The sequence below is a fragment of the Companilactobacillus nantensis DSM 16982 genome (assembly GCF_001435815.1).
GTDB lineage: Bacteria > Bacillota > Bacilli > Lactobacillales > Lactobacillaceae > Companilactobacillus > Companilactobacillus nantensis.
Genome location: NZ_AZFV01000001.1, coordinates 138,358 through 153,356 on the forward strand (window position 1 = coordinate 138,358; position 14,999 = coordinate 153,356).

The window sequence follows — 14,999 nt, forward strand, 5'->3', positions numbered from 1 at the left end:
TCTACTTCAAAATATTCAATTCAATGTTTTCAGCCCACTTAGCTGTATGATCATTTACGAATTCATAATCAAGCTTTTGTGGTGTAGTTTCCTTCATTACTTCTCTAACTCGTTCATTCATTGATGATTGTGCATCCTTATTTACTGGAGCAGTTCCAAACTTCTTAGCCCATTTGCCTTGGAATTCAGCTGTTCCCAACCAATCAACAAACTTTTTAGCACTAGCACTAACATGTTTTTTCTTCAAAATACCGACTTGCTCAACTGTTTGTGGCACTCCATACGGAGGATTTACAACGCCCAACTTCACGCCAAGCTTTTGTTCAACTACTGGAATGTTACTCAAGAAAGTATATGAATAATCCACATCTCCGTTAGCTAAAGCAGCGACTTCGGTTTGACCCTCAGATAAAATTGCCCCATTCTTAAAGAATTTATCTAACTCGTTCCAACCTTTATTAGAAATACCCAATTTACCATGCTTATCTTTATGGTTCATTAATTGTGTATAGACAACAGCATTTGCGGTCGCTCCACCAAGATTTGTTGGTACAATATATTTGTGTTTCAAATTACTTGTTGTATAAAGATTTTTCCAAGACTTGATTGCTTTATCTTTTTTGATTTTTTCTGAGTTATAAATCATGAATACTCGTTGTTCTGATAATGGTGCAAATTTATTGTCTTTATCAATTAAATTCTTATCAACATTGCTAAGCCACTTAGGTGAATAAGTTGAGAGCATCCCTTTTTGTTTCAATGTTGTAAACATCATCTGATTCATACCAAAAGTAACATCAGCAACTGGTGCATCTTTTTCAGCTATCAGACGATTGAATAAATCGTTACCACCCAAATCAACAACTTCCAACTTAAAGCCTTTCTTGTGCGATTCTTCTTTTAAGAAATCGCCACGGCCATTACTAACCGAATTAGAATACACAACAATTTTTTCATTCTTAGTTGCATCCTTACTTGCGCTCTGGCTGGATTTCTTCGCTCCACAACCAGTTAAAACGCCTAAAAATAGTACCGAAATAAAGAATATTTTAAAAATGTTCTTCACAATCTGTTCTCCCTTATAATGTTTCAATATTTTTCATCTTAAAAATTGAAACGTTTTAATTCAAGATGATATAATCATTATATGGAAATTCCGACAGTCTTCAACAAAATCAATGTAAAGATTGTGTAAATTTTTCAAAAAGCCCACTATACTAACCTTTTGGAGGCCATTATGAGTAACGCAACTATCAGTGACATTGCCAAAAAAGCCCATGTCAGCATCGGAACAGTTTCAAATGTTTTAAATAAAAAAGGCAATGTCAAGGTCGATACCATTCGCAGAGTTGAAGAAGCAGCCAAATCATTGAACTACTTTCGAAATGAAGATGCTTTGTCAATTCGTCAAAAAGATTCAACCGTTGTGGCTTTGGTTATGCCTAAGCTAAATGATCAGACAAATCCCCTGTATACAAATATTTATCATGAATTAAAACGACGTAATTTATCATTGAAACTATACGAAACTAATGCCAATGAAATCACTGAACAGGCATGTTACCAACAAATTAATCAGCAAAATTATCAGGCCGTTTTGGTAATCAATCCACTGGCAAGTGAAAAAACTTTGCAGACATGGTTGAACAATTCTATTCAACCGACAATTTTATCTACATCAGGATCACTGCAATTTAATCTCACTAAAATAACAAAAAAAATAGACAACAAAAATATTTTTGTTGTCAAAGATGAATTGTCATTAGGATTTTATAAATATTTTCCAAATCATCCAGTTATCGAAAACTCAATGCGTGATATATATCGTCTTTTAAAAGATCATAATAATTTCACGATAATACTCTTTGATGACAAGCTAGCAAGCCGTATCGAAAATATTTTGAATAATATGTCTGATAAAGAAATTAAAATAATTTTATTAACTTCTAAAAATATTGTGTCCTTTAAACCAACACCGAAGAAAGATATCTTTCATTACTCTGCTAACAAAACTGCTTTAGATTTTGTCAGCTCCATGGCGACTGATAAAACGCATGAAATCAACATTTATCAAACCAATTACAAACTATTTACTAATGAATCTGTCCATTCCTCCATCAATATTTTAATGCTGGACACTCCTTTTTCAGAAATTTTAGCCGGACTAATTGACGATTTTTATAGCAAATATCAAATTAAAGTAAACATCCATACTAAAAACTTTAATGAAATGCGAACAATTCTCTCCTCCAATAAATTAGAAGATTATGATTTAATTAGACTCGATATTAGTGATTTTAACTGGTATGGACCAGATATTTTTCAATCCTTGAAGCAATTTCCAAGCTTGGAAACAATTATTAAAAAATTATCTAATTGGAATAAATATATTAATTTAAACCAAATTCCATACGCACTGCCACTTGATCCAAGTGTCCAAATGATGTTGTACCAAAAAGATATTTTTGACAATTCTATATTGCAAAAACAGTTTATTGAAAAGTATAATCGTTCATTACAACCACCTACCAATTACGCTGAACTAGCTGACTTTTCAGAGTTCTTAGGGAATTTGAATATTCCTGAAAAAAATGATTTTTCGCCAATATCACTCATCAATAATACGGGTACTTTGATAGCTTCAGAGTTTCTGCCGTATTACTATTCCCTTGGTGGTCAAATATCCTATGATGACAATGTCTTTGAATTTGATGCTGAAACGTTTATTAAAACTTTTGAACTGTATAAAAAGGTCAGACAACAAAGTAGAATTACTAAGACTTCGTGGTGGGATTCTGAGACTACTGACTTTAATAACCAAAAGACCGCTCTGATTATTGGCTTTACAAATCACCTTACTAATATCAATCAAACAAATTATGGGATTGCACCGATACCAGGTAATACGCCTGCTTTAGGTGGTGGCGTAATCGGTATTAGTAAGAATTCTCATAAGACCGAAGCAGCAACACTATTTCTTCAATGGCTATATCAATATCAAATTCAACATGAAATTGCTCTAATGGGTGGCGATGTTCCGGCAAATGATTTATTCTTTGAATTAGAAATATATGAGCAATTTCCATTCCTTTCTTATTCAACAAGGCTTTATTCGACTGGTAAAAGAAAGACTAAGTTGGATGCTAATAAACCTATAAACACCCTTTTGTTCGAAAAAATCATTGGTACTCAAATTTATAATGGGATTGAAAATAAATTGAATCCAGCTACGGTTTTGTTGAACTTGAATAATGATTTAATTAAAAATCGCTCAAAATTAATGGGAGGTAATTATCATCATCATTCGAAAAGCTGAATTAAATGACTATATAGCCATTCAAAAAATCAATACCAACAGTTTAGGTTATGAATTCCCTTTAGCAGAAACTAAAGAACAAATTCAAAAAATCATCAATTTACCAACGACAGTCCTTTTTATCGCTGAAAGTAATGATGGGGTTGTCGGATACATTCAATTATCTGATTATGAAAATACTTATCACAAGAGCTTAAAAAATATCGTCACTTTAGCCGTTGATTCTTCTAAACAAGCTCAGGGTGTAGGCTCACAACTGTTAGCTGCAGGTGAACAATGGGCCAAAGAAAATGGTGCTGATGGCATTCGACTCGTGACCGGATTTGAAAGAAAAGCTGCTCGTAAATTTTATGAGAAAAATGGTTATCAAGTTCGAAAAGATCAGACAAATTATATTAAATGGTGGAAATAGTATCTGCCTACCCTTCCAGTAATAATCAATTTGCTGGAAGGGTATTTTATTTTGATAATTGATTGGTAACGTCTAGTGACTAAATTGGAGCTATAATAAATAATATAATATTTGGAATTGGAGAAATTATGCGCAAAACATTAAGAATTATTTTAATACTCGTGTGGATTATTCAAATTGTTCTCTTCATACTTGTAGCAAAGAAAAACGGTCTATCAGCTGTCACACCAATATTTGCCTATAATCGTCCTCAAGGAATCTTCGGCTGGACATTTACAATCACATTATTATTGTCAGCAATACACATAATTTATTATCGATTGATTGCCTCGACCAAATAAAGATAAACGGCAATATTCTTGAGTAACCGTTTGCATTGTCATACTATTAAATGGTAAGAATACTGGGAGGTTAAGAATATATGTACACTGCAGCAAATAATCGTTATGAAAATAATACCGTTCGCCACGCTGGTAAAACTGGCTTAATGTTGCCACCTATCTCACTTGGACTTTGGCGCCACTTTGGTAGTGCCGATCCATTGAGTGATCGTCGTGACGTGATTTTACATGCTTTTGACAAAGGTGTTTTTCACTTCGACGTTGCTAACCACTACGGTGATGGTAACGTTGGCTTCGGTAGTTCTGAGGAATTACTCGGACAAATTTTAAAAGATGATTTGAAACCTTATCGTGATGAACTAGTTATTTCAACTAAAGTTGGTTACGAAATTCACGACGGCCCTTATGGTATTGGGACTTCACGTAAGTCACTACTTCAAGGTATCAATGATTCATTAGCTAGACTAAACTTGGATTACGTTGATATCTATTATGCACACAGATATGACGATAAGACTCCGATTGAAGAAACAGTTCGTGCCTTAGATGATATCGTTCGTTCAGGTAAAGCTTTGTACGTTGGCGTTTCGAACTATGAAGTGCCTGAATTGAAGAAAGCTATCGCATTATTTAAGCAACTTGGCACACCATTTGTCTTAGATCAAATGAGTATGAATCTCTTGAACGACCACGTTGAAACAAGTGGCGTTGCTCAAGTGCTAAGAGATAATGGTGCAGGTGCAATTGCTTACGGGCCACTTTGTGAAGGTCTTCTATCCGACCGTTATCTTGGCGGAATTTCTAAAGATTTTAGTATTCATCACACTAACGCCAGCTTACTAGACAATGGACCAGAGGCCTTAGTTGCTAAGTTGAATAAATTGAATGACATTGCTAAAGACCGTGACCAAACACTCAGTCAAATGTCATTAGCTTGGTTACTTCGTGATCCCGTTGTTGCTAGTGTTATTATTGGTACTACTAGCAATGAGCACTTGGATGAAAATCTCAAAGCACTTGATAATCTTGAATTTTCGACTGATGAAGTTGAACAAATAAACAATTTAATTAAATAAAAAAATGAACTCTTAACTGAAGCAAATTCAGCATAAGAGTTCATTTTTTTCATTTCTTACAAAACAAATTTATTAATAACTTCAGCTAAAGCATCCTGATTGTTATTAGCTTTCGTCACATATTTGGCAACATCTTTTACAGTATCAATTCCATTAGCAACACTAACAGGTAATCCAACAGCCTTTAACATTGGCAAATCATTACTATTATCACCTGCAGCAATAATTTCATCTGGTTTGATACCGAGTAATTTACCTAATTGGACTGAGGCACTGCCTTTATCAATTCCCGCTGGATTAAATTCAACATAACGACCGGAAGAAAAAGTAACCGCTAGTTTACTTGAGTCAACTTTATTTAAAACCGCATCACGCATTGCTTTACGTTCATCAACTGTTGGCAAAGCCATGATAACTTTCATAATATTTTGATTCTTAAATTGATCAAAATCAGGTGTGTCCATAATTTCAAACGATACACCTCGCGTCTTCAAGTATGACGAATCATCAGCAACTGGATTGTAAATATATAATTTATCTTGCGTATAGACATGTGTAGCAGCATCATGATTACTTGCTCCGACTTCGAAAACAGCCTTAGCAACTTCAAATGGCATCGCATTAACAATCAATGGTTTGTTATTCTTATTTTCCAAAACTAATCCACCATTGTAAGAAATTGAATATTCATTTGGTTGGTCACGTAAGTGCATTGTTTCTAAATCATTTTGAAATGACGTATAACTGCGACCGGAGTTCACTACAAAGTGAACCCCTTTAGCTGTGGAAGCTTGAATGGCTTCAGCATTTTTCTTAGAAAGACTTCCATCATCATTCATTAACGTTTCATCAAGATCGCACACAATCATTTTATACATAGTAAAACCCTCTCACCTTTAAAGATTACCTATTAACCTTAGCGAAATATTGATGTAAACGCAACCACTGTGATTTTATTAATTAACTAAAAATTGAAAGGTTCAAACACACTCTAATCCTTGGTACTGTGAAATCCAATAATTAAAATAAAACCATGTATAAACATATCAAAATATGTATCCAACTATCAAATCAAGATAATTCTTTTCTATTTTCACCTATTGAAAATTCACAATCACTAGTCTTTATATAAAAATTTTTTATCGACATTTCTATTCAAAATGTCGACCTACAAAAATAGTTTGCTGCAAACTCAAATCATATATAAATTTTCGACTTTCACTTAATGTAATCTCATTTTGCCAATAAAGTTGTCTAACTTGTTCAATTTCATTAGCAAACATTTGCAACATATAAAAACGTTCTTGATTGATAGTTTCCAGATTCAAAGTTTCATCATGACGAGTACTATAAATTCTAGCTAATGTATTAGCTGTTACAGATTGTAAATTGGTATCCTGTTGCTTCAAAAAATCCATAATCAATTCATAGCTTACCGATTCTATTAATTGTCGTTGTTTATATAGAATACTTTGTTCTGACTTTATATTTGAAACAGACTGACGGTGGTTTATAACTTGAAACCAATACATTAAAGATGTCCACGGTGTTAATTGCTGATTTAATACTTCACGAGCAATAATATTTTGATGATATTTAGCAATATTAGTAGACACAAGTTTTTGATTGATCAGTGTATTAACGACTTGCTGCTCAATATTTTGCGTATCTTGAAAAAGATTCATTAAATCACGTTGCTTTAATTTAGTCATTGGACGTTGAGTAACAATGATTGGATACAAGAAATCAAAAATCACTGTTGGTAATTTCTGAGATTTCAGATTTTGAAGTGTATTATCAACCAATCCATTCCATATTTCGATATCCCTATTATTTGGTTTGGTCGAAATAGAAGTATTTCTTACTATTTTTGAAGTAAAGATAATTGGAACAATCATACTTAACAAAATCACAAAAATTGTGATTAATACAATTGCTGAGCGTAAAGAAACTGATACTCCTGGTAGGTCTTGTGGAATTGAAAGTGCCATCATTAATGTAACAGTACCATGGACACCATTAATGCTGGAAAGTAAGCTTTTTTGACAACGTTTTTGCCAATCATTATCATTTTTCGACTTCATATAAAACCAAGTGAATCTAACCATTGCAAGTACTAAATATAAACTAATGCTGATAATACCGATAATTATCACATTTATTTGAAGTGTAGTGCTTAATTGATAAATAGTCAGCAAATTAATACCTAAAATGATAAAGACAACACCATTCAATACAGAACTAATCATATTTTCAACAGTATAAGTACTATTTTGAATCCGAGCTGTACTTAATTGCCAATTTCTTTGTTCCCAGGTTCGTAACAATCCAGCTGCAACGACCGCCAAAATTCCAGACATATTCAATTCTTCTGCAATAAAATAAACAATGTACGGAGTTACTAAAATAAATGGCACAATCACAATATTAGTATCTGAATGATGCATAATCATCCAACGACGGATTGTCATAAATCCCCACCCCAGTAGTAAGCCCAGAATAATACCACCTAGAAATACATAACCGAAGCTGGTCAATCCTCCAAAAAAAGAAAAATGACCAGTAATTAATGCTGATACAGTTAGATTGAAAGCTACCAATCCCGTTGCATCATTTAATAATGACTCATTTTTAAGTGTGGTATCTACTTCGTTAGGTAAAGATAATCCTGCAGTGATTGATTGATAAGCCACGGCATCAGTTGGCGATAAAATGGCTGCAATCATAAATCCACCGAACCAAGTCAGTTCTGGAACAATAACATGTGCAAATGTACCCACTACTAAAATTGACATAAAAACTAGGTTAACAGCCAACGATAGTGTGGAACGTAAAGAATAAGCAAAGCGACCCAAGTTTAATTTACGACTATCGCTGAACATTAGCGTTGAAATAATAACTAGTAAAAACACCTCTGGGTCAATGTTCAAGTTAGAAAATAATGGTAAGAATGATAGACCAAACCCCAATGAAATTTGATAGACTGCCAATGGTATTCGTTTAAATCGATCAAACAATAGTTGTGCCGGAATAACAGCTAACAATAACAACATAATCGTAAAAAATAACCGCATAATGCCCTCCTCTTATAAATATGAATCGTAAATTATTGTGGTAGTTTTACTCCAGTAATTTTCTCTAAAGCTATTAAAAACTTATTTTGAGTAGCCTGATTATCAACTCTTGAATCATATCGATCTGGTTTCATGTGATGATAATATGTCCCAGAGATACCAGCATCATCAAGTGTCGCCAACCAGACTTGAGTTGTATATCCAAGCGTTAAATCATCGTTAGCAGCAGGGCCACCCATTTTTGTTGGTACCCAGCCCGGATCAACAACCGTTGTCGTAACATCTGACCATAAACGTGCTAACAACTTTGCAAATAACAAAATTTGTAATTTCGAACCCGAGTAATCTAAGTTAGATAAGTTTTTTAAATCCAAGCAACTACCGTAGTGCATACCAGAAGAAATGTAAATTAAGCGTTTAGGTTTCTTAACTAGAGCCGTTAATAAATATGGTGCTAACACATTCACCTGAAACGTTAACTTTTTATTTCCTGTATATACGCCAGCATTGTGGATAATTGTGTCAAATGGTCCCAAATCATTAATTTGTTTTACCAAGCTTTCAATCTCTACTTGAGAGCTCAAATCACCAATTACAACATTCTTAGCTTGTGGTAATTTAAGTTTCACCTCTTCAGCACGCTGCTGATTTCGTGCATGTAAAACAACTTCATTACCTTCTTTAATTAAACGTTTTGCTGTTAAAAATCCTAAACCATCAGTTGAACCCGTAACAAAAATTTTTGCCATAATGATAACCTCCTTAAATTTTAAAACTACATCTAATAGTCACTTCATCGGCGTGCGTTGCTAATACCTCTAACTGATCCACTGGTTCTCCCAATAAATATAAATCGTTAGGTGCGGGAATAGGGCTTTTTCTATAATAAATGGTTATAGTCTGAAGCTTTGGCACGTAGTAGAGTCCAGGTTCCGGTAGACCCTTCAATCGTTGACTTTGTGTAAACTCTAATTTATTGGACAAGTAGCCCCAGTAATGTGTATCCTCGCCTACGTATAAATCTAATTGTTCTGGTAAATGTCTCAGAAAACTCTGGCTAAGAATATTTGCGGCCATTTGAATGCGATATTCTTCTTGTCTATTTTGTAATTTAATAGTTAACGTTATTATCACCCTCCTTATCTCGATTACTTTACAAAAACTATATTAACAATTAAATTGATGCCTTCGAAGGTCTCAAAATGCTAAGAGGGCTTTAACTACAGGGTAAAGCACAGGTAAAAAAAGGGATTCCGAATCTCTCAAAAGTCTATTAAAAAACCTAAGAGTGGGACAAAAAACGGTCAGCTTTCGAGCATTAAGGCAAACGGCTCCAGTAATTTGATTTTATTTCTTTCTTACATTTGGTTACTTTTACAAAAGAACAAAAAATAAGAGTAAATAAGTTCCTATGGAATCGGAGGATTTATTTACTCTTGTTTTTTAAGATATTCATATTCTAACCAAGTTTGAGAAAGAACACGACTTTGAATTGCTGGAACCATTTGAGTTAAGCGGAAAAAGCTATGTTTTGTTCCACGTTTATGCTACATGCTTAGAAAAAAACAGTTATATCACAACCCATCATCCTAAGCAAACAACCCATAATTTTAAAATATTCCAGATTTCATACAATAATGTAATACCGACAATCAGAATACGATTAACAATTCGTTTCTATTCCGATAATAAACCTCCTGTTGTCTACCTTGAGGACACCAGTGTAATTCGTTGACGAATATACGATTTTGATTCGATAATATCCAACAATGCTGTGGCGAAGTCCATGTAACTGATATAACTATCATCATCACTAGTATCTAGAAATTCTTCACCATCAATACGATATTTTCCAGTAGCGACACCATCTGGATCATAATTGAATGCTGGTGTTACATAGGTCCAAGCTAAATCTGAATACGAGCGTAATCGATTCAAGCTTTCACATAAAACATCAGCTAATGGCAACATTTCAGCTGGGTAATTTTCACGATCTTTAAGTTGCTTAGTATGTATTTTGTTAATATATAGCGTTCCAGCACCACCAATTTTTAAATAACGCGTATTTGTTGTGCGTAACAAATTAGCCAAATGCGAAATACCATCGGTATGTACTGAAAATGTTGACGGTGTCCAAGCGCTGACAGCATCAATGACGGCATCATATCCGGCAATGTCATCAAACGTTAGTTCCATTAAATCCTTAATTAAAATATGCTTTGTTGGCAGTGTAATATCATCGTGCCGACGGTGAGCAACCGCTAAAACCTCATGTCCACGTTCACTGGCAGCATTAATAATTGCCTGTCCAGATTTTCCATATGCTCCTAGTACAACTAATCTCATTCTATTCACCATCTTCCCGAAAATCAAAGTCACCAGTTTTGACAAATTTAGCAAACATTTCCACTGTTTCAGGATTATGAGGACTAAAAAATAACGTTTCCTCATTGTCTAGAGCTCGAACAGATTTTAAATCTTCATCGGTCAATTCAAAGTCACAAATGTTTAAATTTTCTGCCATTCTATCCTTATGAACAGACTTAGGAATAATAATGACGCCGTTTTGAGTTAGATATCTTAATGCAACTTGGGGCCCCGTTTTACCGTACTTCAAGCCAATGTTTTTCAAAGTTTCATTCTTAAAGAAATCATTTTTACCTTCAGCAAATGGTCCCCAGGATTCAAGTTGGGTATTGTATTTATCTAAGTACTTACGCAATGACCACTGTTGATTAAATATATGCGTTTCCACTTGATTAATTGCGGGTGTAACCTTACTAAATTGGACTAAATCAACATATCGATCAGGCATAAAGTTGGCAACGCCGATTGCTCGAATCTTACCCGCTTCATATAAATCTTCTAATGCTCGGTAAGCACCATAATAGTCACCATATGGTTGATGTAGTAAGACCAAATCAATGTAATCCGTTTGTAACTTCTTTAATGATTTCTCAACAGAATCCTTTGCAGCTTCATAACCATAATTACTAATCCAAACTTTGGTAGTAACAAACACATCGCTACGATCAATACCACTTTCTTTGAGTACAGCACCTACAGCCTCTTCGTTGTAATAGGCTTGGGCAGTATCAATCATGCGATATCCCGTTTCCAAAGCATCTAGTACGGCTTGTTTAACTTCATCGAAATTACCTGCATCTAGAACTCCTAATCCTTCTTGAGGCATTTCAATACCGTTATTTAACTTTACCATTGGTACATTTGTCATTATTGTTTCCTCCTAAAAATAAAGTATCTTAAAAGATTGAGTCAACATGTCATATATTTAATTACTACTTGGCATCAAATGCGACATCAATGTTTCAACAAAAGCTATCTTATCAGCGATTTAATTGACAGCGAAGTGACCAAAATGTTTAAATTGCATTAACTTTAAGTTAATGGCTAGGAGAATGTACTATGATTAATCAAATTTATATGACCTTTTTACAAGTTGCCCAAAGTGGTAGTTTTTCAAAAGCATCCCAACAATTATTTATTTCACCAGTTTCCGTCATGAAACAAATAAACAACCTAGAAATACAGTTAGAGGTGCCACTTTTCAAAAGAACCACCCAAGGAGTCACACTGACTGCAGCTGGTCAGAGTCTTTTTGATTCAGTAACTAAAATCAACGTTACTGCTAATGCTGCCATTGAAAGTGCTCGTTCAGCGGGCCAACAGGAAAAGGAAATTATTAAAGTAGGTGCTTCCATTATGCGTCCAGGTGTGCCACTAGTTGAAATTTGGCGTAAATACAGTGACGCTCTACAAGACTATAAATTACAAGTGGTTCCAATCAGCGATGATGATATTACTTTGAAAAGTCCATCAGCAGAGATTGGAACTCAAATCGACTGCGTTGCCGGACCATCTGATTCTTTACAATGGCAAGAAAATTACAGTGTTCTACTATTAGGTATGGACAAATTCCGTTTGGCCGTCCCACGAACGCATCGATTGGCTGATAAAGAACGACTAACTTTTGCCGATTTAGATGGTGAAACTATTGTATTCCCACCACGTGACCAAGCCTCAATCATTGAAAAAATCTGTCAGGATATAGAAAATAATCACCCTAAAATCACAATTATTAATACAACTCGTTTTTATAACACAGATGTCTTTAATGAATATGCAAATTCTAATAATCTACTATTAACACGTGACATCTGGCAAAATCTGCATCCATTAATGAAGACCATCCCAGTTGATTGGGACTACGAATCACCATACGGCTTAATTTACGCTAAGGAACCGTCTGATAAAATGAAACGATTTGTTTCCATTATTAGTCATGAATTAAATTAACAAGGCACACACGAAAAAAGAGTGAAAATCAGTTTACGATTTTCACTCTTTTTTGTCAAAAAATTATTTTTGCTGAATGGCATTAACTAGTGGTTAATAAGTCTTTAGCTTTTTGAGGGCTTCGATTAGTTTGCATTTGCTAGTAATATAACCTTTGTTCAAAACGATATATTTCAAATCATAAATTTAAGGAGAAACATATAATGACTACAAATAAATTACAAAATAAAATTGCGGTTGTAACCGGTGGCGGTTCAGGAATTGGTAAAGAAATTGCGTTAAAGTTAGCCCAAGAAGGTGCCCAAGTTACGATTATTGGACGAACTGAAGCAACTTTACAAGATTCAGCGAATCAACATACAAATATTAATTACCAAGTAACAGATGTCACTTCTAAAGAATCCGTGGCTGCTTTAATGGACAAAATAAAAGCTAATTACGGTCATCTAGATATTCTTGTCAATAACGCTGGTGTCGCACCCGTCACACCCCTAAGTGATGTTAAAGATAAGGAGATCACCACAACTTTCAAAATAAATGTATTTGGTATCATTTACATGACTCAGGCAGCTTTACCGTTATTAAAAGTTAACCAAAGTAACATCATCAATATTTCTTCGACTGTTGCTGATCGACCAATGGCTAATATGTCCGTATATTCCGCAAGTAAAGCTGCTGTTCGGGCGTTAACCGTTTCATGGGCTAAAGAATTGGCACACGATAATGTTCGAGTAAACACCGTCAATGTTGGACCTATCGAAACACCAATTTATGACAAAACAGATCTAACCCCTGAAGAAGCTAAAGCACATCACGATGGTGTTGCTAAAAATATCTTATTAGGTCACTTTGGTCAACCAGCTGATATTGCAAATGCCGTAGCATTCTTAGCATCTGATGATGCCGAATTTGTCACAGCGGCGGACTATAAAGTAGACGGTGGCTTTCTAGCCTAATTTATAGCAAGAGAGAAACAAAATACCTTTCGTAGTCGCATTTTAAAGTATTAAAGTGAAGGTATTATTAAAGCACAAAAGTTAACTAATCTCATTCAAGAAATTGCAGATAAAATGATACCTCTCCAGTTCAAATTTCGTTGGCCTGGTTATTGAATCAAAAATCTTGGATTGTCCAGTAGCAAAACTTAATAAACCGCGAAAAACGCTAGTGCTACAGATATTACGTAAATTGAAAATGAGTTAAGACAAGTATACACATTTTCAATTGAATAGTGTTACATTCGATTACTGAGGTTCTTTCTCAAACTTAGTTACTTTTAAAAAGAACGACAAATAAGAGTGAGTAAATTCCAGTTTTACTAGGATTTATTCACTCTTATTTTTTTCAATCATACCCTAACCAAGTATGAGAAAGAAACTTACTGATTTTTGCTTTAAAACTAACCATGTTCCTATTTTCTAATTCAAAGTACTCATATCAATCACAAACCGATAATGCACGTCACTATCAATCACCCGTTGATAAGCGGCTGGAACATCGTTGATTCCAATCATTTCAATCATTGGTTTAACATCATTTTCAGCTGCAAAGTTTAACATTTCTTGTGTCATAGCAATTCCGCCGACATTGGAAACGGTCATTGTCGCTTGCTTATTAAACATATTTAAAATATTAAACTCCTGCTCCTCTGCTGTTAAACCAACAAAACAAAAGATACCGTTAACATTCAACAATTTGAGATAGTTATCTAAATCCAATTTAACTGCCACAGTATTCAAAATAAAATCAAATTTACCAGCCAACCGATCAAAATCATGATCAGTTTTCAAAATCTCATAACTGTTTGCCCCAAATTGGTTGGCCTCATTTCGTTTGCTTTCTGAATGGCCCAGCACGGTAACTTCTGCTCCCATCTTGCTGGCAAACTGAACTGCAATATGGCCTAAACCACCCAATCCAACGATTGCTACTTTAGAACCTTTACCAACACCATATCGTTTTAACGGATTATAGGTTGTAATACCAGCACAAAGTAATGGACTAGCAACTGCTAAATCAATTTTATCCGGAATATCCAAAACAAAGTGATCTTTGACAACTAACGATTGTGAATAACCTCCAGCAGTGATGTTACCTTCATAATCAGGCGAATTGAATACTGCAACAACACCTTTTTCACAAAATTGTTCTTGACCAGCTTTACAATATTTACACTTACCACATGAATCTACAAAACAACCTACTCCAACGCGGTCGCCAACTTTATGATCTTTAACATCCGAACCGACAGCGCTCACAATACCTGTAATTTCATGTCCTGGCACAACTGGATGTTGAAAATTATCTATCATTTCGACTTGAGCAATATCCGAATGACAAATACCACAATATTTTATATCAATCGCAACATCATCTGGTCGTAAAGAACGTCTTGTTATTACTGTATGATGAAATGAATCAAATGCTGAATGATCTGCTACTAAAGCTTTAACTTTTTCCAAT

At 34.5% G+C, this 14,999-nt stretch carries 13 protein-coding genes; 5 read left to right on the forward strand and 8 right to left on the reverse strand.

The window, feature by feature from the left end:
• Nucleotide 1: 1 nt before the first annotated feature.
• Nucleotides 2-1,066 carry an extracellular solute-binding protein gene (locus FD31_RS00600; RefSeq protein ID WP_057890820.1) on the reverse strand — a complete coding sequence of 355 codons (1,065 nt, stop codon included), beginning with the start codon at nt 1,064-1,066 and terminating at the stop codon, nt 2-4.
• 171 nt (nt 1,067-1,237) lie between these two features.
• On the opposite strand from FD31_RS00600, the gene FD31_RS00605 reads away from it, so the two are divergent.
• From FD31_RS00605 to FD31_RS00610, 3 genes are all read left to right on the forward strand, one after another.
• Nucleotides 1,238-3,316, forward strand: coding sequence for an extracellular solute-binding protein (locus tag FD31_RS00605; RefSeq protein ID WP_057890821.1), 2,079 nt, complete (start codon nt 1,238-1,240; stop codon nt 3,314-3,316).
• Between the two features lie 28 nt (nt 3,317-3,344).
• Complete coding sequence (locus tag FD31_RS14540; RefSeq protein ID WP_420838389.1) at nt 3,345-3,728, forward strand: GNAT family N-acetyltransferase; 384 nt, start codon at nt 3,345-3,347, stop codon at nt 3,726-3,728.
• A gap of 421 nt (nt 3,729-4,149) precedes the next feature.
• Entirely contained in the window at nt 4,150-5,145 is a 996-nt protein-coding gene (locus FD31_RS00610) for an aldo/keto reductase (RefSeq protein WP_057890822.1), read from the forward strand.
• Nucleotides 5,146-5,201: 56 nt separating this feature from the next.
• On the opposite strand, the gene FD31_RS00615 is transcribed toward FD31_RS00610, so the two are convergent.
• From FD31_RS00615 to FD31_RS00640, 6 genes are all read right to left on the reverse strand, one after another.
• Nucleotides 5,202-6,023 (reverse strand): Cof-type HAD-IIB family hydrolase, encoded by an 822-nt coding sequence (locus tag FD31_RS00615; RefSeq protein ID WP_057890823.1) that lies wholly within the window; start codon nt 6,021-6,023, stop codon nt 5,202-5,204.
• A 273-nt stretch (nt 6,024-6,296) separates the two neighbouring features.
• Nucleotides 6,297-8,219, reverse strand: coding sequence for a cation:proton antiporter (locus FD31_RS00620; protein WP_057890824.1), 1,923 nt, complete (start codon nt 8,217-8,219; stop codon nt 6,297-6,299).
• A 32-nt stretch (nt 8,220-8,251) separates the two neighbouring features.
• Nucleotides 8,252-8,968 (reverse strand): SDR family NAD(P)-dependent oxidoreductase, encoded by a 717-nt coding sequence (locus FD31_RS00625; protein ID WP_083483541.1) that lies wholly within the window; start codon nt 8,966-8,968, stop codon nt 8,252-8,254.
• Between the two features lie 13 nt (nt 8,969-8,981).
• Nucleotides 8,982-9,353 carry a cyclophilin-like fold protein gene (locus tag FD31_RS14545; RefSeq protein ID WP_057890825.1) on the reverse strand — a complete coding sequence of 124 codons (372 nt, stop codon included), beginning with the start codon at nt 9,351-9,353 and terminating at the stop codon, nt 8,982-8,984.
• Nucleotides 9,354-9,923: 570 nt separating this feature from the next.
• Nucleotides 9,924-10,565 (reverse strand): NAD(P)-dependent oxidoreductase, encoded by a 642-nt coding sequence (locus tag FD31_RS00635; RefSeq protein WP_057890826.1) that lies wholly within the window; start codon nt 10,563-10,565, stop codon nt 9,924-9,926.
• Between the two features lies 1 nt (nt 10,566).
• Nucleotides 10,567-11,454 carry an aldo/keto reductase gene (locus tag FD31_RS00640; protein ID WP_235805314.1) on the reverse strand — a complete coding sequence of 296 codons (888 nt, stop codon included), beginning with the start codon at nt 11,452-11,454 and terminating at the stop codon, nt 10,567-10,569.
• Nucleotides 11,455-11,645: 191 nt separating this feature from the next.
• Between FD31_RS00640 and FD31_RS00645 the strand changes: the two genes are divergently transcribed.
• Nucleotides 11,646-12,536, forward strand: coding sequence for a LysR family transcriptional regulator (locus FD31_RS00645; RefSeq protein ID WP_057890827.1), 891 nt, complete (start codon nt 11,646-11,648; stop codon nt 12,534-12,536).
• Between the two features lie 203 nt (nt 12,537-12,739).
• A complete protein-coding gene (locus FD31_RS00650; RefSeq protein ID WP_057890828.1) occupies nt 12,740-13,492 on the forward strand; it encodes an SDR family NAD(P)-dependent oxidoreductase in 753 nt (250 codons plus the stop codon).
• Between the two features lie 462 nt (nt 13,493-13,954).
• Here the strand turns inward: FD31_RS00650 and FD31_RS00655 are convergent, their stop codons facing one another.
• On the reverse strand, nt 13,955-14,998 hold the full coding sequence (locus FD31_RS00655; protein ID WP_147007269.1) for an NAD(P)-dependent alcohol dehydrogenase: 1,044 nt from the start codon (nt 14,996-14,998) through the stop codon (nt 13,955-13,957).
• Nucleotide 14,999 lies beyond the last annotated feature (1 nt).